At 74.1% G+C, this 19,141-nt stretch carries 18 protein-coding genes; 6 read left to right on the top strand and 12 right to left on the bottom strand.

Features of this window, described 5'->3' with window-relative positions:
- Positions 1–84 precede the first annotated feature (84 nt).
- From ACYVDA_RS07255 to ACYVDA_RS07240, 4 genes are read right to left on the bottom strand one after another with little or no spacing between them, the layout of a single operon-like run.
- Positions 85–507, bottom strand: coding sequence for a universal stress protein (locus tag ACYVDA_RS07255; RefSeq protein ID WP_460816593.1), 423 nt, complete (start codon positions 505–507; stop codon positions 85–87).
- Complete coding sequence (locus ACYVDA_RS07250; RefSeq protein WP_460816591.1) at positions 504–2,057, bottom strand: tripartite tricarboxylate transporter permease; 1,554 nt, start codon at positions 2,055–2,057, stop codon at positions 504–506. Before ACYVDA_RS07250 ends, ACYVDA_RS07255 begins: the two co-directional genes overlap by 4 nt.
- Positions 2,057–2,590 (bottom strand): tripartite tricarboxylate transporter TctB family protein, encoded by a 534-nt coding sequence (locus ACYVDA_RS07245; protein ID WP_460816588.1) that lies wholly within the window; start codon positions 2,588–2,590, stop codon positions 2,057–2,059. Before ACYVDA_RS07245 ends, ACYVDA_RS07250 begins: the two co-directional genes overlap by 1 nt.
- The gene (locus ACYVDA_RS07240) at positions 2,587–3,603 is read right to left on the bottom strand and encodes a Bug family tripartite tricarboxylate transporter substrate binding protein (protein ID WP_460816586.1); all 1,017 of its coding nucleotides are present in this window, start codon (positions 3,601–3,603) and stop codon (positions 2,587–2,589) included. Before ACYVDA_RS07240 ends, ACYVDA_RS07245 begins: the two co-directional genes overlap by 4 nt.
- A gap of 157 nt (positions 3,604–3,760) precedes the next feature.
- On the opposite strand from ACYVDA_RS07240, the gene ACYVDA_RS07235 reads away from it, so the two are divergent.
- Positions 3,761–5,419: a sensor histidine kinase gene (locus ACYVDA_RS07235; RefSeq protein ID WP_460816583.1), complete on the top strand. Its 1,659-nt coding sequence runs from the start codon at positions 3,761–3,763 to the stop codon at positions 5,417–5,419.
- Complete coding sequence (locus tag ACYVDA_RS07230) at positions 5,416–6,084, top strand: response regulator (RefSeq protein ID WP_460816579.1); 669 nt, start codon at positions 5,416–5,418, stop codon at positions 6,082–6,084. Before ACYVDA_RS07235 ends, ACYVDA_RS07230 begins: the two co-directional genes overlap by 4 nt.
- A 138-nt stretch (positions 6,085–6,222) precedes the next feature.
- On the opposite strand, the gene ACYVDA_RS07225 is transcribed toward ACYVDA_RS07230, so the two are convergent.
- Positions 6,223–6,573, bottom strand: coding sequence for a TraR/DksA family transcriptional regulator (locus ACYVDA_RS07225; RefSeq protein ID WP_460816576.1), 351 nt, complete (start codon positions 6,571–6,573; stop codon positions 6,223–6,225).
- A gap of 125 nt (positions 6,574–6,698) precedes the next feature.
- Here ACYVDA_RS07225 and ACYVDA_RS07220 point away from each other — a divergent pair, with 125 nt between their 5' ends.
- Positions 6,699–7,652 (top strand): NAD-dependent epimerase/dehydratase family protein, encoded by a 954-nt coding sequence (locus ACYVDA_RS07220; RefSeq protein ID WP_460816573.1) that lies wholly within the window; start codon positions 6,699–6,701, stop codon positions 7,650–7,652.
- Positions 7,653–7,669: 17 nt separating this feature from the next.
- Here the strand turns inward: ACYVDA_RS07220 and ACYVDA_RS07215 are convergent, their stop codons facing one another.
- Complete coding sequence (locus ACYVDA_RS07215) at positions 7,670–7,987, bottom strand: hypothetical protein (RefSeq protein WP_460816570.1); 318 nt, start codon at positions 7,985–7,987, stop codon at positions 7,670–7,672.
- Between the two features lie 48 nt (positions 7,988–8,035).
- Here ACYVDA_RS07215 and ACYVDA_RS07210 point away from each other — a divergent pair, with 48 nt between their 5' ends.
- Positions 8,036–9,157, top strand: a complete 1,122-nt coding sequence (locus ACYVDA_RS07210) for a winged helix DNA-binding domain-containing protein (protein WP_460816567.1) — start codon at positions 8,036–8,038, stop codon at positions 9,155–9,157.
- Between the two features lie 132 nt (positions 9,158–9,289).
- Here the strand turns inward: ACYVDA_RS07210 and lepA are convergent, their stop codons facing one another.
- Both lepA and ACYVDA_RS07200 read right to left on the bottom strand, forming a co-directional pair.
- Positions 9,290–11,167, bottom strand: a complete 1,878-nt coding sequence (lepA, locus tag ACYVDA_RS07205) for a translation elongation factor 4 (RefSeq protein ID WP_460816563.1) — start codon at positions 11,165–11,167, stop codon at positions 9,290–9,292.
- 67 nt (positions 11,168–11,234) lie between these two features.
- Positions 11,235–11,831, bottom strand: a complete 597-nt coding sequence (locus ACYVDA_RS07200; RefSeq protein ID WP_460816561.1) for a GNAT family N-acetyltransferase — start codon at positions 11,829–11,831, stop codon at positions 11,235–11,237.
- Between the two features lie 101 nt (positions 11,832–11,932).
- Here ACYVDA_RS07200 and ACYVDA_RS07195 point away from each other — a divergent pair, with 101 nt between their 5' ends.
- Positions 11,933–12,652 carry a hypothetical protein gene (locus ACYVDA_RS07195; RefSeq protein ID WP_460816558.1) on the top strand — a complete coding sequence of 240 codons (720 nt, stop codon included), beginning with the start codon at positions 11,933–11,935 and terminating at the stop codon, positions 12,650–12,652.
- A gap of 6 nt (positions 12,653–12,658) precedes the next feature.
- Here the strand turns inward: ACYVDA_RS07195 and ACYVDA_RS07190 are convergent, their stop codons facing one another.
- Positions 12,659–14,383 (bottom strand): thiamine pyrophosphate-dependent enzyme, encoded by a 1,725-nt coding sequence (locus tag ACYVDA_RS07190; RefSeq protein WP_460816556.1) that lies wholly within the window; start codon positions 14,381–14,383, stop codon positions 12,659–12,661.
- 195 nt (positions 14,384–14,578) lie between these two features.
- Here ACYVDA_RS07190 and rpsT point away from each other — a divergent pair, with 195 nt between their 5' ends.
- Complete coding sequence (gene rpsT / locus ACYVDA_RS07185; RefSeq protein WP_460816554.1) at positions 14,579–14,839, top strand: 30S ribosomal protein S20; 261 nt, start codon at positions 14,579–14,581, stop codon at positions 14,837–14,839.
- A gap of 75 nt (positions 14,840–14,914) precedes the next feature.
- On the opposite strand, the gene holA is transcribed toward rpsT, so the two are convergent.
- From holA to ACYVDA_RS07170, 3 genes are all read right to left on the bottom strand, one after another.
- Positions 14,915–15,910: a DNA polymerase III subunit delta gene (gene holA, locus ACYVDA_RS07180; protein WP_460816551.1), complete on the bottom strand. Its 996-nt coding sequence runs from the start codon at positions 15,908–15,910 to the stop codon at positions 14,915–14,917.
- A 47-nt stretch (positions 15,911–15,957) separates the two neighbouring features.
- A complete protein-coding gene (locus ACYVDA_RS07175; protein WP_460816549.1) occupies positions 15,958–16,803 on the bottom strand; it encodes a PhzF family phenazine biosynthesis protein in 846 nt (281 codons plus the stop codon).
- A gap of 67 nt (positions 16,804–16,870) precedes the next feature.
- On the bottom strand, positions 16,871–19,138 hold the full coding sequence (locus ACYVDA_RS07170) for a ComEC/Rec2 family competence protein (RefSeq protein ID WP_460816547.1): 2,268 nt from the start codon (positions 19,136–19,138) through the stop codon (positions 16,871–16,873).
- Between the last annotated feature and the right edge of the window lie 3 nt (positions 19,139–19,141).

Raw genomic sequence — 19,141 nt, 5'->3', positions numbered from 1 at the left:
CGTCCTCCTGCCACCTCCCCGGGTGGCACGCGAGCCCCCGACCCTGACGGGTCGGGGGCTCGCGGCGTTGCGGGAGGTGGCGCCTCAGCGCGGGGTCTTGACCGCCAGCACCGGGCAGTCTGCCTCGAGCAGGATCCGCTGGGCGTTGGAGCCCAGCAGCAGCTTGCCCACGGCCGTGCGACGACGCAGCCCGATCACGACCAGGTCCGCCCGGCGCTCGCGGGCCACGCCGAGGATCTCGTCGTGGGCGTCGCGACCACGCATCGACTGCACGACCTCGTGCTCCACCTCGGCCTCCCCCAGGCGGGTCCGCAGCTGCTCGAGCTGGTCGTCGTCGGCGTACCGCTCGTCGACCAGGGCGTCGCCCCGCGAGGTGTTGACCACCAGCAGCCGGGCCCGGCGGGTTCGGGCCTCCTCCACGGCGTGGCTCAGCGCGGCCTCGCCCTCGGTGGTGGGGACGTAGCCCACCACGACGGTGCCCCGCACCTCGTGCCCGTCCTGGCTCATCGCCCACCCACCTCCTCCTTCTCGCGCAGGACCTGCTCCTCGAGGTCACGGGTGACCGACTGCACCGCCGGCGTGCGCCGCAGCGCCCGGGCCGCGAGCGGCCAGGCCAGCACCAGCGCGCCGATCACGTAGACGACGACCGCCACCGGCTCGTTCACCAGGCCCGACAGGGCGCCGTCGCTGAGCTGGAGGCTCTTGCGCAGCTCCTCCTCCAGGCGCGGCCCGAGGATGACGCCCAGGATCAGCGGCAGCACCGGGAGCCCGAAGCGGCGCATCGCGAACCCCAGCAGCCCGAGCACGAGCAGCAGCCCGAGGTCGAAGGCCTGCAGGTTGACCGAGTAGGCCCCGAGCGTCGCGAAGAACACGATGCCGGCGTAGAGGTAGGGCCGCGGGATCTGAAGCAGCTTGGCCCACGCCGGGGCGAGCGGCAGGTTGATGGCCAGCAGCAGGAAGTTGCCGACGAACAGCGAGGCGATCAAGCCCCAGACCAGCTGCGGCTCCTTGTCGAAGAGCAGCGGGCCCGGCGTGATGCCGTACTGCGTGAAGGCCGCCAGCATGACCGCGGCCGTGGCGTTGGTCGGCAGCCCCAGCGACAGCATCGGCACCAGCGTGCCGGCCGCGGAGGCGTTGTTGGCCGCCTCGGGCCCCGCGACGCCCTCGATGGCGCCGTGGCCGAACTCCTCGGGGTGCTTGGACAGCTTCTTCTCGGTCACGTAGGACAGGAAGGTCGGGATCTCGGCACCACCGGCGGGCAGGGCCCCGAACGGGAAGCCGTACGCCGTCCCCCGCAGCCAGGGCTTCCACGAGCGCTTCCAGTCCTGCTTGCCCATCCAGGGCTGGCCGACCGGGATCACGTGGGCGGCCGTGCGCCGCAGGTGGGCCGCGACCCACAGGGCCTCCCCGACCGCGAAGATCGCGACCGCCACCACGACGATGTCGATGCCGTCGACCAGCAGCGGCTGGCCGAAGGTGAGGCGCTGCTGGCCGGTGATCTTGTCCGCGCCGACCAGCCCGATCGCCAGGCCCAGGCCCAGGGCGCTGAAGCCGCGCAGCCGGGACTTGCCCAGCACCGCGGTGACCGCCAGGAGGGCCAGCACCATGATCGCCAGGTAGCTCGGGTCGCCCAGGCTGACCGCGAACCTCACCACGATGGGGGCGAGGACGACCAGCAGGACCGTGCCGATGGTGCCGGCGATGAAGGACCCGATCGCGGCGGTGGCCAGCGCCTGGCTGGCCCGACCCGCCTTGGCCATCTTGTGGCCCTCGATGGCGGTCACCACCGAGGAGGACTCCCCGGGGGTGTTGAGCAGGATCGAGGTCGTCGACCCGCCGTACATGCCGCCGTAGTAGATGCCGGCGAACATGATGAAGGCGCTCGCGGGCTCCAGGGCGAAGGTGACCGGCAGCAGCAGCGCCACGGTCATGGCCGGGCCGAGGCCCGGGAGCACCCCGACGGCGGTGCCGAGCAGCACCCCGATCAGGGCGTAGAGCAGGTTCATCGGCGTGAGCGCGGTGGCGAACCCGTCCATGAGGGAGGACCAGACGTCCATCACAGGATCCCGTCCAGGACGCCGGCGGGCAGGAGCACGCCGAGGCCCACGTAGAAGCCGTAGAACGTGACCAGCGCGAGGGCCACCGAGATGACCAGGTCGCGGGCCAGGTGCCGGCTGCCCAGGGCCCACGACGAGCCCAGGAACAGCAGCGTCCCGGAGATCACCCAGCCGAGGGTGTCGATGAGCAGGACGTTGGCCAGGAAGGCCAGCACCAGTGGCACGACCACGCGCCACTCGGTCGGGGCCGAGAGGTCGACGTCCTCGCCCTCCTCGGCCTCGCCGCGACCGCCCCGCAGGACGTTCACGGCCAGGGCCACGGCGCAGACCAGCAGGAGGCCGGCGACCAGGCACGGGACCGTGCGGGGCCCGACCGGGTCGGACTGGCTGTAGGGGACGTCGAGGCCCATCGCGTCGACGGCCACGACGACCCCGACCACGGCCAGGAGCGCGGCCATCCCGAGCTCGGCCCTGTCACCGCCGCGCGGGCCGTCGACCAGCGCCGTCTCGTGCCTCAGGGAGCCGTCGCTCATGCCAGGCCCAGCTGGCTCAGGGTGTCCTCGACGCGCTTGTCCTGCTCCTCGAGGAAGCTGGCGAAGTCGTCGCCGGTCTCGAAGGCGTCGGCCCAGCTGTTGGCCTCGAGGGCCTTCTTCCACGCAGCGGTGCCGTGCAGATCCTCGAAGGCCTTGATCAGGCGCTCCTTGCGGGCGTCGCTGATGCCGGGGGGCGCCACGACGCCGCGCCAGTTGGTGAAGACCAGGTCGATGTCCTCGTCCTTCAGCGTGGGGGCGTCGACGCCCTTCACGGCCTGGTCGCCGCTGACGGCCAGCACGCGGATGTCGCCGTTGGCGATCTGGTCCTTGAACTCGCCGACGCCGGAGGTGGCGAAGTCGATCTTGTCGCCGAGCAGCGCGGGGAGCAGGTCGCCGCCGCCGTCGTAGGACACGAACCGCACCTGGCTGGGCTTCACGCCGACGGCCTGCGCGAGCTGCATCGGGAACAGGTGGTCGGGCCCGCCCGGGGAGGAGCCGCCGCCGACGCTGAGCGAGCGGGGGTCCTTCTTCCACGCGGCGACCAGGTCGCCGATCGTCTTGTACGGCGAGTCCTTGGGCACCATGACCGCGGCGTACTCCTCGATCAGCTTGGCGATCGGGGTGGTGTCGGCCAGCGTCGACTTCGACTTGTTGGTGTACGACGCCCCCACCACGCCCAGGCCCATCAGCATGGTCAGGTCGGCGTTGCCCTTCTCGTTGACCGTGCGCGCCAGCCCGACGGTGCCGCCGGCGCCCTCGAGGTTGAACACCTCGGCGCCGCTGGTGATCTTGTCCTGCTCCATCACCTTGGCCGCGGTGCGGGCGGTGATGTCGTAGCCGCCGCCGGGCGAGTTCGGGACCATGATCCGCAGGTCGGAGAGCGGCTTGCTGCTGTCGGCGGCCCCGCCCGACGAGCTGGTCACGCCGCCGCAGGCGGAGACGGCGAGGGACAGCCCGAGCAGGCCGGCGGCGAGCCGCAGCACGCGGTTCTTCGGTGAGGTGGAGCGACGCATCGTGGTTCCTCTCTGGGGCCTGCGGGGCAGGACCGGGGTTCTGGTCCGCCGACCATCGCCCGACCCCGTGATCGTCGTCACCATTGCGGTCGCAGTGCACGTTGTGGTCATTGTGGTCACGGTCACATCCGGCCCCGACGGTGCGATCCTTGGACCCGTGGCACACCCCTCCGACCCGGACGCCCACCGTCCCGGCATGACCCTGGCACGGCAGTTCCTGCTGCTCCAGGTGCTGGTCGTGCTGCTGGTGCTGCTCGCGGTGGGGGCCATCTCGATCGCCCAGGCGGCCCGCACCTTCGAGCGCCAGGAGCTGCGCCCCGCCCGGAGCGCGGCGGAGAACCTGGCGGCCAACCCCTACGCCCGCACGAACCTGGCCGGTCCCGACGCCGACGGCGTCCGGAGGCTGTCGGCCGTGGCGGAGTCGGTCCGCACCGTGTCCGGGTCGTCGGGGACGATGCTGGCCGACGCCTCCGGCACCGTGGTGGTGTCCTCCGACCCCACCCGGGTCGGGCGGCACCTGGACCTGGGCTCGCCGACCGTGCTCCGTGGCGCCGCGTGGTCCGGCACGCAGACCCAGGCGGGGCGGACCGTCGTGGTGGCCCAGGTGCCGGTCTACACGGCCCGGCCCGTGCGGTTCGTCGGCGTCGCCGTGGTGCAGCGCGACGTGCCCTCGGTGTGGACCCGCCTGGGCGACGTCGCGCCCAACCTGCTCGTCTACCTCGGCGTGGCCAGCGTGATCGGGCTCGGCGGCTCGCTGCTGCTCTCGCGCCGGATCAAGCGCCAGACCCTGGGGATGGAGCCCACCGAGATCGCCGGGCTGGTCGAGCACCGCGAGGCCCTGGTGCACGGGGTCAAGGAGGGCGTGCTGGCCCTGGACCGCGAGGGCCGGGTCACCGTGGTCAACGACAGCGCCCGCGACCTGCTGGGCCTGCCCCACGACGCCCTGGGACGGCCGCTGGACCGGTTGCACCTGGACCCGACCGTGGTCGCGGTGCTCACCGGCGAGAGTGCGGGTCCCGACCGGCTGGTCCTGGTCGACGACCGGGTGCTCGCCCTGAACCGGCGGCCGCTGCGCTCCCGCGGGTCTGTGATCGGGTCGGTGACCACCCTGCGCGACCGCACCGAGCTCTCGGCGCTGGAGCGCGAGCTGGGCAGCACGCGCGCGACCAGCGACACCCTGCGCGCGCAGACCCACGAGTTCGCCAACCAGCTGCACACGATCTCGGGGCTGCTCCAGCTCGGCGAGCACGAGGAGGTGGTGAGGTTCGTGGACGGCGTACGACTGAACCGGACGGCGCTGTACGACGAGGTCACCTCCCGGGTCGCCGACGCCACCGTCGCGGCGCTGCTGATCGCCAAGGCGAGCCTCGCGGGCGAGCGCGGCGTGGACCTGCGGCTGGTGCCGGAGTCGCGGCTGCCCAAGGTCTACGGCACGCTCTCGCGCGACCTCGCCACGGTCGTGGGCAACCTGGTCGACAACGCGCTCGACGCCGCCGGCGACACCCCGCCCGGACGGGCGCCCCGGGTCGAGGTGCTGGTGCGGGGTACGGAGGACCGCGTGGTCGTGGAGGTCCACGACACCGGCCCGGGCGCCCCCGCCGGCGACGAGGTCTTCCGGCAGGGGTGGTCGACGAAGTCCGCCGACGGCGAGGAGGGCCGCGGCTTCGGCCTGGCCCTGGTGCGGCTGGTGTGCCGCCGGCGCGGCGGCGAGGTGGTCACGCACAACGACGACGGGGCGGTCTTCACCGCCACCCTGCCGCTCACCGCCGACGAGCAGGCGGGCTCGGTCGAGCGGTCCGAGGAGGTGTCGACGTGATCGAGGTGCTCGTCGTCGACGACGACTTCATGGTGGCCCGCATCCACACCGGGTTCGTCGAGCAGACGCCCGGCTTCACCGTCACCGGCACCGCGCGGACGGGCGCGGAGGCGCTCGAGCAGGCCGCGCGGCTCCAGCCGGACCTGGTGCTGCTCGACGTCTACCTGCCCGACGTCTCCGGCCTCGACCTGCTGCCCGGGCTCCGCGAGGCCGCGCCGGAGGTCGACGTGCTGGTGATCTCCGCGGCGCGCGAGGCCGACACCGTGCGGCGGGCGCTGCGGGGCGGGATCGTGCACTACCTGATGAAGCCGTTCTCCTACGACGACCTGCGGGCGCGGCTCGAGCACTACCAGCAGGCTCACGCCGCCATCGCCGGTGAGCACGCCGACCAGGCCGACGTCGACCGCCTGTTCAACCTCACCCCGACCGCCGTGCGCCAGAGCCTCCCCAAGGGCTTCAGCGCCGAGACCCTCAAGCTGGTCGAGGACACCCTGCGCGGGCACGACGGCGCCGACCTCTCGGCGGCCGAGGCGGCCCAGGTGCTCGGCATCTCGCGGGTGTCGGCCCGCCGCTACCTCGAGCACCTCACCGACCGCGGCCGGGTCGAGGTCACCCTGCGCTACGGCGAGGTCGGCCGCCCCGAGCGCCGCTACGCCTGGAAGTAGGACCCACCCGCCGAGGGGGCCCGTGTGGCCGCCGAGGGGGCCCGTGTGGCGGCCGAGGAGGCCCGTGGCGGCCGAGGAGGCTCGTGTGGCGGCCGAGGAGGCCCGTGTGGCGGCCGAGGAGGCCCGTCCGGCCGACCCTCAGCGGCGGTTGTCGGAGTCGGCGGCGGCCTCCTCGACGGTCAGCTCCGCGGTCGGTGAGGCCTCGAGGCGGGCGTCGGGGATCGGGTCGCCGCTGCGCACGGAGACGCCGTACGTGCCGTCGGCCAGGCGCTGCTCCGCGCGCTCGATGGCGGCCAGCTTCTCGCGCAGCCCGGCCTCGATCGCGTCGTCGACGGTCTCGGACTCCAGCGGCTGGGCGGTGTCGACCTGGTCGCCGGTCTCGGCCTCGTTCTCGCGGTCCTGGTCCCCGGACTGCGTGATCTCGGCGAGCATCGCCTCGACCTCCCGGCGCTCGTCCTGGAGCAGCGTGCGTGCGTGGTCGTGGTCCATGGTGGTCAACCTTCTGCTCGTGGTGGTGGTCCCCCTTCCTACGCCCGGCCGCGGGCGGGGTCGAGGGCGGGGGCGGTCTGGGTCGCGGGGCCGGGGTGCTGGGGCGGGCGTGCCAGGGTGGCGGCATGACCGAGTCGACCCGTCCCGCCCGTGCCTCCACCTCCGGCCCCCTCGTCGTCGTCACCGGGGCCAACGGGCTCGTCGGCGCGCGGGTCTGCGCGGCGCTGCTGGAGCGCGGCGCGACCGTCCGGGGCGTCGTACGCCGACCGGGCACCGCGCCCGCCGGCGTCGAGGAGGTCGTCGGGGAGTTCCACGACGCCGACGTCGCGGCGAAGGCCGTCGCGGGCGCCGAGGCCCTGGTCACGACCGTGCACCCGATGGGCTCCGACCGCGAGGTGCAGCAGCGGATCGGCGTCGAGGGCACCACCCGCCTGGCCCACGCCGCCCGTGACGCCGGCGTGGCGCGCCTGGTCCACGTCTCGACCGCCGCCGTCTACGACCGCTCCCCCGGCACCGGCGACGTCGACGAGTCGGCCGCGCTGGTCGGCGAGGACGGCGGCGACTACGCCGTCACCAAGCGCGACCTCGACGCCTCGCTGGCCGAGGTCGGGGACCTCACCGTCGTGCTGGTGCGACCCCCGGCCGTGCTCGGCGCGGGCGAGAGCTCGGTGTGGAACTCGTTGCGCCCCGCCCAGGTGCGCGACTCCGAGGACCAGCGCCACGACGTGCCCGAGCGCAGCTTCGCCTGGGTCCACGTCGACGACCTCGCGGCCCTGGTCGCGGACGTCGCCGCGGGCCGGATCGCCCCCGCCCCGGCGGACTCGGAGGCCCCCGCCGGCGCCGAGGGCCCGGTCGAGGGAGGCTGCACGGCGGTCAACGTGGCCGGCGAGCCCGCGACGGTGAGGGACTACCTCGGCACGGTGACCGGCGCCCTGGGCGTCGAGCCCACCTGGGACGAGGGCCCGGCCTGGACCGGCACCGTCAGCACCGACCGCGCGCGCGCCTGGGGCTGGACGCCGAAGGTCGACCTCCGCACCGCCCTCGCGGAGCTCGAGGAGGACGTCCGCGCCCTGCGCTGACGGGCTCGGGCGAGGTCTCAGCCCCTGCGGCAGCTGCCGTCGACGCAGCGGGACCCACGCCGTGCGAGGGTCGCGGTGAGGCCCAGCGCCCAGCACGTCGGGCACCCGCGCCACGCGACGACGCCCGGCACGGCGAGGAGCAGCGCCCAGGGCGTCGTGCCGGCGAACGCCAGCGCGGCCACCACCAGGACCAGGCCCACGACGCCGCGGACGTAGTGCTCGACCAGCGACCCGCTCGCGAAGACCGCGCCGACCGGGTCCTCGGCGGCGGCCGGGGTCCCGCCGGTCCGGTCCCGTGCGGGGGCGGGCGTCGGGGTGAGCGTGTCGGCGGACATGCCTCCCAGCGTACGCAGACGGGCCCCGGGGCGGATTACGGTGCGGCCATGGGGTCGGTCACGTGGACGGAGCTGGGCGCGCTCACCCTGGCGCGCCAGTTCCCCGGCGACGCCGGGGACGACGTCGCCGGCACGGTCCGGCGCACCGGACCGGTCCAGTCGCAGACCGCCCGCTCGCCCTTCCTGGCGCTGGCGGCCCGCCGACCGGGGGTGACCCGCGAGGAGGTCGCCGCGGCGTACGACGACCTCGCGATCGTGCGTGGCACCGTCGTGCGGGGCACCGTGCACACGGCCGTGCCGGAGCAGCACGTGCTCCTCGAGGCCGCCACCCGCGTCGGCCAGCGGCGGCTCTGGGAGCGCACCCTGGGGCTGCGCCACGCCGACGTCGAGGAGCTGTGGGACGCGCTCGAGGCGTTCGCGCGGGAGCAGTGGCGCACCCCGCCGGAGCTCCACGCCCACCTGCTGACCTGGCTCGGCGAGCACGGCGAGGACACCTCCTCACCGCGGCTGACCAGCACCCTCGCGCGCAACCTCGCCTTCGGTCACGGCGGGCTCGTGCGACGACCCCGCGCGGGCGGGTGGGAGGGCCAGGGGGCGGCGGAGTACCGCACGGCCTCGGCGCTGCTCGGCGACCGGTCGCGCCGCCTGGCCGACCCGCACGTCCTCGACGACCTCGTGCGGACGCACCTCGCCGCCCACGGACCGGCCTCCCGGCACGACCTCGCCTGGTGGGCGGGGCTCACCCTGACCGTGGTCGACCAGGTGCTCGCGCGGCTGGGCCTCGCCGGGGTGGTGGGCCCCGACGGACGGACGTACGTCGACCTGCCCGGCCCGCCCGCCCCCGTCGACCTGCCGGGCGTGCGGCTGCTCCCGGAGTTCGACGCGCTGATGTGCGCCTACCAGCGCTCCGGCCGCCAGCGGTTCCTGCTCCCCCAGCACCACGACCTGCTCTGGAGCGGCGCCAACGGGCTGGTCGCGCCGCCGCTGCTCGTCGACGGCCGGATCACCGGCTCGTGGCGCGCGGCCGGCTCGGCGCGACGGCGCCCGCTCGAGGTGACGTCGTACGCCGGCACCCGCGCGCCGCGCCGCACCGAGCTCGAGCAGCCCGTCGCCGCCCTCGAGGCCGCGCTCGGCATCACCGTCACCCAGGTGAGCCTCGTCCGGGGCTGAACCGGCGACCCACCACGAGCCCTCAGCCCACCAGACCAGCCCCCTCGGGCACCAGACCAGCCCCCTCGCGCGCCCGACGAGCCCCCTCGGCCGCCAGATGAGCCCCCTCGGCCGCCCGACGAGCCCCCTCGGCTACTTCCTCGGCTTGTCCCCGGCCGGGCCGCTGGTGGAGAGGGCGGCGATGAACGCCTCCTGGGGGACCTCGACGCGGCCGACCATCTTCATCCGCTTCTTGCCCTCCTTCTGCTTCTCCAGCAGCTTGCGCTTGCGGGTGATGTCGCCGCCGTAGCACTTGGCGAGCACGTCCTTGCGGATCGCGCGGATGGTCTCGCGGGCGATGACACGGGCGCCGATCGCGGCCTGGATCGGGACCTCGTACTGCTGGCGCGGGATCAGCTCGCGGAGCTTGCCGGCCAGCATCACCCCGTAGCCGTACGCCGCGTCGCGGTGCACGATCGCGCTGAACGCGTCGACGGTCTCGCCCTGGAGGAGGATGTCGACCTTGACCAGGTCGGCGGCCTGCTCGCCGATGGGCTCGTAGTCGAGCGAGGCGTAGCCCTTGGTCTTGGACTTCAGCTGGTCGAAGAAGTCGAAGACGATCTCGCCCATGGGCAGCGTGTAGCGCATCTCCACGCGGTCCTCGGAGAGGTAGTCCATCCCCTCGAGCTGGCCGCGCTTGGACTGGCAGAGCTCCATGATCACGCCGATGTAGTCGCTCGGGCTGAGGATCGTGGCCTTGACGACCGGCTCGCGGACCTCGGCGATCTTGCCGTCGTTGGGGTACTCGCTCGGGTTGGTCACGACCCGCTCGCTGCCGTCCTCCATGAGCAGCCCGTAGACCACGTTGGGGGCGGTCGAGATCAGGTCGAGGTTGAACTCCCGCTCGAGGCGCTCGCGCACGATCTCCATGTGCAGAAGGCCGAGGAAGCCGCAGCGGAAGCCGAAGCCGAGCGCGCCCGAGGTCTCCGGCTCGTAGGCCAGGGCCGCGTCGTTGAGCTGGAGACGCTCGAGGGCGTCGCGCAGCGTCGGGTAGTCGTCGCCGTCGATCGGGTAGAGGCCCGAGTAGACCATCGGGTTGGGGTGCTTGTAGCCGCCGAGCGGCTCGGTGGCGCCGTGGTGCTGGCTGGTCACCGTGTCACCCACGCGTGACTGGCGCACGTCCTTCACGCCGGTGATCAGGTAGCCGACCTCGCCGACGCCGAGATCGCCGGCCTTGACCGGCTCGGGGCTGATCACGCCCACCTCGAGCATCTCGTGGACGACGCCGTTGGACATCATCTTGATCCGGTCGCGGTGGGTGAGCTTGCCGTCGACCACACGCACGTAGGTGACCACGCCGCGGTAGGTGTCGTAGACCGAGTCGAAGATCAGCGCGCGCGGCGGGGCGTCGGGGTCGCCCTTCGGCGCGGGCGTCTGGGCGACGATCTCGTTGAGCAGGTGCTCCACGCCCAGGCCGGTCTTGGCGCTGACCTGGAGCACGTCGGAGGGGTCGCAGCCGATGATGCCGGCGAGCTCCGCGGCGTACTTCTCGGGCTGGGCGTTGGGCAGGTCGATCTTGTTCAGCACCGGGATGATGTGCAGGTCGGCACCGATGGCCAGGTAGAGGTTGGCCAGCGTCTGGGCCTCGATCCCCTGCGCCGCGTCGACGAGCAGGACCGCGGTCTCGCAGGCCTCGAGCGAGCGGGAGACCTCGTAGGTGAAGTCGACGTGGCCCGGGGTGTCGATCATGTTCAGCACGTAGGTGCCGGGCTCGGCGGCCGCGTCGTTGTCCTCGGGCACCGTCCACGGCATCCGCACGGCCTGGCTCTTGATGGTGATGCCGCGCTCGCGCTCGATGTCCATCCGGTCGAGGTACTGCGCCCGGGCCGCGCGCTCGTCGACGACCCCGGTCAGCTGCAGCATCCGGTCGGCCAGCGTGGACTTGCCGTGGTCGATGTGCGCGATGATGCAGAAGTTGCGGATGATCGCGGGGTCGGTCTGGCCCGGCTGGGGCGCGGCGTTCAGGGACACAGAGTGCTTTCGAGACGGCGGACGAGCGGGGGTCCCATCCTCCCACGGCCCGCCGCCGGGACCCGAATCAGGCGCGGGACGGGCTCGTGGGCACCCAGAAGCGCAGCTTCACGCCGCGCTGGTCCTCCAGCACCCCGGCGCACGCCTCGATCACCCGGCGCGAGGCCACGTTGTCGACGTCGCAGGTCACCAGGGCCGGGTCGATGCCGAGCGCGTGGGCGTGCGGCAGGACGGCGGCCAGCATGGCGGTGGCGTGGCCCTCGCGCCGTCGGGATCGGCGTACGTCGTAGCCGACGTGGCCGCCGACCTCCCGCAGCCGCTCGGTCAGCACGTGCCGCACGGCGATCCGCCCCAGGTACTCGGGCTCGGGCCCGTCCGGGTGCTCGCACCACCACCAGGTGGTCGAGGTGACGAACCCCTCCTGGCGCGGGGTCTCGCGCTCGGCCAGCACCGCGTCGACGTACGCCGAGAACCCGGCCGGCGTCGACCAGGTGGCCCCGTGCCGCTCCAGGTCGGACCCCACCATCGAGTCGTCACCGCGGCGACCCTCCTCGGCGAACTCCGCCATCGCGGCCAGGAACGACCGGCGCACGCCGACGTGGGGCAGGACCAGGCGGGGCGCGCCCCGAGCCGGAGGAACGGGGTGGCGGGCCGAGGACGTCACGCGGGCACCCTGCCACCGGACCCCGAGGAGGTCCACCGGGTTCCGGCCGTGAGGCATGCCGTTCAGCCCGCAGCCGGCCGCCGGGTGGTTGGCTCGGGACCATGACCGACGACCCCGGCACGGGCGCCCCGCCGCTGCGCCCCCGCCGCCGCACCCAGCACGGCGAGAACCGGCTGCCCCCGACGCTGGCGGTGGTCATCGCCCTGCTGCTCTACGCCCTCCTGCCCGGGTCGCTGCTGCCCACGGGCCGCTGGTTGGTGCCCGCCCTGGAGGTGCTGCTGCTCGTGGTGCTCGTGGCCACCAACCCGCGCCGGCTGACGCGGGAGACCGCCTGGTCGCGCACCGTGTCCGTCGCGCTGGCCGCCGTGGTGATCGCGACGACGCTGGTCTCCCTGGGCCTGCTGATCCGCGCCCTGGGGGCGCCCCACCAGAGCGGTGAGAACCTCCTGCTGGGCGCGATCCAGATCTGGGGCACCAACGTGGTCGGCTTCGCCCTCCTCTACTGGGAGGTCGACCGGGGCGGTCCGGTGGCCCGCCACCGCGAGGCCCGCGAGGACCTCCCGCCGGCGGACTGGCAGTTCCCGCAGGACGACAACCACGACACCGTGGCCGAGGTGCGCAAGGGGTCGAGCCGCACGGCCGGCTGGGTGCCGGTGTTCGTGGACTACCTCTACCTGTCGCTGACCAACTCCAGCGCGTTCAGCCCCACCGACACGATGCCGCTGACCAGCCGGGCCAAGCTCCTGATGGGGCTCCAGGGCACCGCGGCGATGCTCACCCTGCTGCTGGTGGTGGCCCGGGCGGTCAACTCGATCGGCTGAGGCGCCTCACTCGGCGCTGGCGACGAACTCCTTGGTCTTGGCGATCGCGAAGCCCCACGCCTGGGTCAGCGTCGGCGAGGGCGGCACGGCGATCTCGTCGGGGTTGGTGACGACGTCGAGGAGCACGGGGCCGGGGTGCGCCATCGCCTCGCGCACGGCCTCGTCGACGTCGCCGGGCCGCTCGACCCGCACGCCCCGCATCCCGATGGCCTCGGCGACCTTCGCGAAGTCGGGGTTGCGCAGCACGGTGCCGAACTCCGGCATCCCGGCCTGCTCCATCTCGAGCTTGACCATCCCCAGGCGCGCGTTGTCGAAGACGACCAGCTTGACCGGGAGGTCGTAGGTGACCGCGGTGATCAGGTCGCCCATCAGCATCGAGAGCCCGCCGTCGCCGCAGAACGCGACCACCTGGCGCGAGCGGTCCAGCGCGCTGGCGCCCAGCGCCTGCGGCATCGCGTTGGCCATCGAGCCCAGGTTGAAGGACCCGACCAGGCGGCGGGTGCCGGTCATGGTGACGAAGCGCGAGAGCCAGACGGTGGCCATCCCGGTGTCGGTGGTGAACACGGCGTCCTGGTCGGCGTGCCGGTCCACCGCCGCCGCCAGCAGCTCGGGCCGGATCTTGGCGTCGGGGTTGTCGACCTTGCGGCGCAGGAGGCCCTTCGGCGTCCGGTCGTACGCCGGGTCGGCGTACGCCGCCTGGGACTCGCGCCACTTCCCGTAGGTCTTCAGGGCCCCGTCGAGGTGGGAGCGGTCCCTCTTGGGGGTGATCAGGGGCAGCAGCGCACGCAGCCCCAGGGCGGCGTCGCCGACCAGGGGCAGGTCGACGGGCGTGCGTCGGCCGACGTGGGTGCCGTCCCGGTCGAGCTGGACCACGGTCTTCCCGGTGGGCAGGAAGTCGCGGTAGGGGAAGTCGGTGCCGACCAGGAACAGCACGTCGCAGCCCTCGAAGGCCTCGGCGGTCGCGTGGTTGCCCAGCAGCCCGGACTGGCCGACCTGGAACGGGTTGTCCTGCTCCAGGCCCTCCTTGGCCTTGAGCGAGAGGACCATCGGCGCGGCCAGCGCGTCGGCGAGCGCGAGCACCTCCTCACGGGCCCCCAGCGCCCCCAGGCCGACCAGGAGGGTGACCTTGTCGGCCCCGTCGAGCAGGCGGGCGGCCTCGGCGAGCGCGTCGGGGTCGGGGGTGCTGCGCGGCCGGGCACGGGCGAAGGTCGGCACCCGGGTGCCTTCGGGCAGGTCGAGCCCGCCGACGTCTCCGGGCAGGGTGAGCACGGCCACCCCGGAGCCCTGGAGGGCGGCGTTGCCGGCCTGCTCGATCAGCAGCGGCAGCTGGTCGACGTGGGTGACGGTGCGGTTGAAGACCGCGACGTCGGCGAACAGCGCGTCGTTGTCGACCTCCTGGAAGAACTCGCTGCCCATCTCCTCCCGCGGCACCTGGCCGCAGATCGCGAGCACGGGGGCGTGGGACTTCTTGGCGTCGTAGAGCCCGTTGAGCAGGTGGATCGCGCCCGGACCGACCGTGCCCATACAGACCGCGAGGTCACCGGTCAGCTGGGCCTGGGCGCTGGCGGCGAACGCGCCGGCCTCCTCGTGGCGCACGCCGATCCACTCCACCCGGTCCTCGCGCCGGATGGCGTCGGTGACCGGGTTGAGGGCGTCGCCGACCACGCCCCAGACCTGGCGCACCCCGTGCTCGGCCAAGGACTCGATCAACAGCTCTGCGACGGTGCTCACGCGGGGTTCCCTTCGACGACGTGCGGACCCTCGTCGTACCCAGCCCGGGCGCGGCGAGCCCTGGCGGTCGCCACCTGTTCCACCGATTTGGGCGCCCGGGCCAGCCGCTGATATCTTGGGCAATCGTGCTCAGCGCCCCTGCGCTGGCACCACCGACTCTTTCACCCCAGACCTACCGAACGAGGGACACCTGCAGTGGCGAACATCAAGTCGCAGATCAAGCGCAACCTCCAGAGCGCGAAGGCTCACGAGCGCAACAAGTCCGTGAAGTCGTCCGTCAAGACTGCGATCCGTCGCTTCCAGGAGGCCGCTGCCTCGGGTGACGCCGCTGCCGCCAAGGCCGCCGCGTACGACGCGACCAAGAAGCTGGACAAGGCCGCCTCCAAGGGCGTCATCCACAAGAACCAGGCTGCGAACCGCAAGTCCTCGATCCACAAGCGCGCCGCCTCGCTCTGAGGCCACCGCCGTCGGCGCCGTCCCCCTCGGGGGCGGCGCCTTTCGGCGTTCCCGGGGGCTGTCTCCGCCCGCCGGTCAACGCGCCGGCCGCGCGGCCACCACGTCGAGCACCAGCTTCTCCAGGGCGTACGCCGCGTCGCTGCTGCGCCCCTTGACGTCGGCGTCGGCCCGCGCGACGCAGCGGATCGCGACCCCGACCGCGTCGGCGTCCCACCCGTGCGACTGCCGCCGGAGCACGTCGATCTTCCACGGCGGCACCCCGACCTCGCGGACCAGCTCGTTGTTCCTCAGCCCGCGCGGGGCCGAGAGGAACTTGCCCAGGCTGCGCAGGCCCCCGGCCATCGCACTGGTGATCAGCACCGGGGCGGTCCCCCGGTCCAGGGCCCACCGGAGCTCCTCCAGGGCGCGACCGGGCTGCCCTGCGATGGTGTGGTCGGCCACGGCGAAGGACTTGGCCTCCGCGCGCCCTCCGAAGTAGGTGCGCACCATCTCGGTGGTCAGCGCCTTGCCCTCGAAGTCGTGGGCGAGCTGGTCGGCGGCCGCCGAGAGCGAGCGCAGGTCCTGGCCGACCGCCTGCACCAGGAGGTCGGCGGCGTCGGGGTCGATCCGGGTGCCGAGCCCGCGCAGCTCGTTGACCACGAAGCCGGGGAACTCCCGCGCCGTCAGCACGGCCGACTTCACCTCGGTCACGGTGCCGAGCTTGCGCAGCTTGGTCAGCAGCCCGCTGCCCTTCTGGCCCCCGCTGTGGGCCAGGACCAGCGCGACGTCCTCGGCCGGGTCGGCGGCGTAGGCCAGCAGCCCGGCGGTCGACTCCTCCGGCAGGTCCTCCAGCCGTCGGACCACCACGCAGCGGGTCGAGGAGAACAGCGAGGGCGCGGCGAGGTCGCCGAGCTCGGCCATCGTCAGGGTGCCGGCGAGGGTCTCGGAGTGCTCGGCCTCGGGGTCGTGGCGGCGTACGGCGGCCCGCACGGCGGTGACGGCCTTCTCGCCCAGGAACTCCTCGGGACCGGTCACCAGCGTGATCCGTCCCAGGACGTCCTTCGGGTTCGTCGCACCAGCAGCCTGAGCCATGTCCGGAGCCTCTCACGCGCCGGTGACACGGCCCGGGTCCCGGGCTCCTAGAGGTCCGCGGTCCCCCGCAGGACGGTCGTGGTCGCGCCGCCGACCCACTGCTCGCCGTGCTCGTCGGTGCTCACGTGCACGCGGCCGTCGCGGCCCAGGACCGTCCCCTGGCGCACGACGTACGCCGGCGGCAGGTGGCCCTCCCGGACCAGCCACCGCGCGAACCCGGCGTTCAGGCTCCCCGTCACCGGGTCCTCCGGCACGGCCAGCTCGGGGCAGAACGCGCGGACCTCGACCAGGGCCCCCAGCGCGGCCGCCTCGACGTCGGTGTGCGGCCCGATCACGCCGACCTGGAGGCCCCGCAGGCCCGCGAGGTCGGGGCGCAGCCCGAGCACCTCCGCCGCGCTGGTCACCTCGATGCCCAGCCAGCCCGGCCCGTTGTCGATCCACGCGGCCCGCACGAAGCGACCCGGCTCGACCCCCAGGCACGACAGTGCCCGGCCCAGGGTGTCCTCGTCGACCTCGCCGCTGCGGAGCAGCTCGGGCGCCCGGAAGGACAGGTGCTCCTCGTGGCGCAGCTCGACCAGCCCGACGCCGCACTCCTGCACCACCCGCCCCGGCGTCCGCGGCACTCCCCCGGCCTCCAGCCAGGCGTGCGCGCTGCCCAGCGTCGGGTGCCCCGCGAACGGCAGCTCGGCGGCCGGGGTGAGGATCCGCACCCGGTAGTCGGCGTCCGGGTGCTCCGGCGGCAGCAGGAAGGTCGTCTCCGACAGGTTGGTCCACCGCGCGAAGTCGGCCAGCTGCTCGTCGCCGAGACCGGCCGCGTCGTGGACCACCGCCACCGGGTTGCCCACCAGCGGGCGGGACCCGAAGACGTCGACCTGCGAGAACGAGTACGCCATGGGCGCCAGCCTGCCACCCCCGGTGCGCCGGTCGTGCAGGTCGTCCCAGGGCCCGTCGTAGTCCCGCTCATGGCGGCGGCTGCGGGTGACCTCGGGTGGCGATCCGCAGGCCGTCGCGCACGACCACCGCGACGTCGCCCTCCTGGTCGGTGCGGTGCACCTGCATCCGGGCCGAGCGCAGGAGCGCCAGCAGCGAGGGCGCGGGGTGCCCGTAGTCGTTGCCGGCCCCCACCGACACCAGCGCCACCCGAGCCCCGGTCGCTCGCACGAGATCGGGGTCCTGCCGTGCGCTGCCGTGGTGGGCGACCTTGAGCACGTCGGCCCGCACGCCCCCGGTGTCGGTGAGCAGCTGCTGTTGGGAGCCCCCCTCCTCGTCCCCCATCAGGAGCAGGCGGATCCCCTGCACCTCGACGAGCAGGACCAGGCTGGAGTCGTTGGGCGGCGACTCCGAGTCGGGCGGGGTCGGGTGGCTGGGGGCCACGACCTGCCAGGCGAGCGGGCCGAGCCGCCGCGTCTCGCCGTACGCCGCCCGCTGCACCGGCACGCGCGCCCGGGCCGCCACCCCCTCCACCAGCCGTACGCCGGACGACGGCTCGCCCAGCGACGTCACCTCGACCGCGCCCACGCGGCGACCGCGCAGCACGCCGGCGAGCCCGTCGACGTGGTCGGCGTGGAAGTGGGTGAGCACGACCAGCGGCACCTGCGAGATCCCGAGCCGCTCCAGGCAGCGGTCGACCAGCGTCGGGTCGGGCCCGGCGTCGACCACGACGGCGGCGTGCGGGCCGGCCCGCAGCACCAGGCCGTCGCCCTGGCCGACGTCGCACATCACCATCACCCAGCCCGGGGGCGGCCACCCCGGCGTCGGCAGCGGCACCAGCATCACCACGACCAGGAGCGCCCCGGCGCCCAGCGTGGCCAGGCGCCGGCGGAGCAGCGCCCCGAGCAGCAGGGAGAGCAGGCCGCACAGGAGGGTCAGGACGACGATGCCGATCCAGGTCGCGGGCCAGTCGACCGCGGCGACCGGCAGGTGGGCGCACCGCGCGGCCACCTCGACGATCCACGAGGCGCACCACGCCGCCGGGGTGGCGACCAGCCGACCGAGCGGCTCCACCACGACGTACGCCACTCCTCCGAGGAGCCCCAGCACCGTGGCCGGACCCACCGCCGGCGCGACCAGGAGGTTGGCCAGGACCGCGACCAGGCTGACCTGCCCGGAGACCGCGGCGACCAGCGGCGTGCACGCGATCTGGGCGGCGAGCGGCACGGCGAGGGCCTCGGCCGCCCACAGCGGCATCCACCGGCGCAGCCGGTCGCGCCACCCCGGCGCCAGCCACAGGATGCCGGCCGTCGCCGTCGCGGACAGCGCGAAGCCCGGCGACAGCGCCAGCCACGGATCGGCCAGCACCAGGACGAGCACCGCCGCCCCCAGCGCCCGGGTGCCGCGCCGACGACCGTGGTGGCCCAGCCCGACCAGGCCCACCGTGCCCATCGCCGCCGCCCGCACGACGCTCGGCTCGGCCCGGGCGAGCAGCACGAACCCGGCCACGCCCAGGGCGCCGACCACGGCCAGGCCTCGCGCCCGGACGCCGCACCACCGCGCGAGGACGAGCAGCGTGCCCACGACCAGGGTCAGGTTGGTGCCGCTCACCGCCAGCAGGTGGGTCAGGCCCGAGGTGCGGAAGGTGTCGGTGACCTCGGACGGCAGACCCGCGTCGTCCCCGTCGACGAGGGCGGGCACCAGGTGCGCCGGGGCGACGGCGTGGTGCGCGACCGCACCGCGGATCCCGGCCCGCAGCCCGGAGGCGGCCCGCAGCAGACCGTTCGGCCCGTTGACCACCTCCGGCGGCCCACGTCCGCTCAGGACCGCCGCGAGGTCGTCGGTGCGCGCCGGGCTGAGCCGACCCGCGAGCCGCACCCGGGTGCCGAGGGTCAACCGGCGCGACGAGGTGTCCGCCAGCACCAGGACCGGCACCCGCGTCCGGTGGCGGACGCCGCGGCCGGACACCTCGACCGTGCGGGCCCGGTAGACCACGAACCGCTCGAAGCGACCCTCGTGCACGACCGGGTCGGAGGTCACCACGACCTCCGCGCGCACGACCGCCGTCGACACCGCCAGCCGGTGGACGACGCTGTCCTGGAGCGCCTCGGCCCGCACCCCGGCGCTGAGCGCCACCCCGGCGCCCGCGGCCACCCAGGCCACCGCCCCCAGCACCACCAGACCCCGTCGGTGCCGCGACACGGTCCAGGCCAGGGCCACGACGACCAGCACGACCGGCACCCAGGTGGGCGACCGCAGCGCCAGCACCGCCGCGACCCACACCACCAGCGCCAGCACGGC

This window comes from Nocardioides korecus (assembly GCF_054778395.1).
This window is presented reverse-complemented; position numbering and strand designations above follow the sequence as displayed.

What these genes read in the sequence shown, in the direction of transcription:
- ACYVDA_RS07215 (WP_460816570.1), bottom strand. Translation starts at nt 7,987, where the DNA reads ATGTCCGCCGACACGCTCACCCCGACGCCCGCCCCCGCACGGGACCGG.
- ACYVDA_RS07175 (WP_460816549.1), bottom strand. Translation starts at nt 16,803, where the DNA reads ATGGCGTACTCGTTCTCGCAGGTCGACGTCTTCGGGTCCCGCCCGCTG.
- ACYVDA_RS07255 (WP_460816593.1), bottom strand. Translation starts at nt 507, where the DNA reads ATGAGCCAGGACGGGCACGAGGTGCGGGGCACCGTCGTGGTGGGCTAC.
- holA (WP_460816551.1), bottom strand. Translation starts at nt 15,910, where the DNA reads ATGGCTCAGGCTGCTGGTGCGACGAACCCGAAGGACGTCCTGGGACGG.
- ACYVDA_RS07210 (WP_460816567.1), top strand. Translation starts at nt 8,036, where the DNA reads ATGGGGTCGGTCACGTGGACGGAGCTGGGCGCGCTCACCCTGGCGCGC.
- ACYVDA_RS07220 (WP_460816573.1), top strand. Translation starts at nt 6,699, where the DNA reads ATGACCGAGTCGACCCGTCCCGCCCGTGCCTCCACCTCCGGCCCCCTC.
- ACYVDA_RS07195 (WP_460816558.1), top strand. Translation starts at nt 11,933, where the DNA reads ATGACCGACGACCCCGGCACGGGCGCCCCGCCGCTGCGCCCCCGCCGC.
- ACYVDA_RS07250 (WP_460816591.1), bottom strand. Translation starts at nt 2,057, where the DNA reads ATGGACGTCTGGTCCTCCCTCATGGACGGGTTCGCCACCGCGCTCACG.
- ACYVDA_RS07240 (WP_460816586.1), bottom strand. Translation starts at nt 3,603, where the DNA reads ATGCGTCGCTCCACCTCACCGAAGAACCGCGTGCTGCGGCTCGCCGCC.
- ACYVDA_RS07245 (WP_460816588.1), bottom strand. Translation starts at nt 2,590, where the DNA reads ATGAGCGACGGCTCCCTGAGGCACGAGACGGCGCTGGTCGACGGCCCG.
- ACYVDA_RS07225 (WP_460816576.1), bottom strand. Translation starts at nt 6,573, where the DNA reads ATGGACCACGACCACGCACGCACGCTGCTCCAGGACGAGCGCCGGGAG.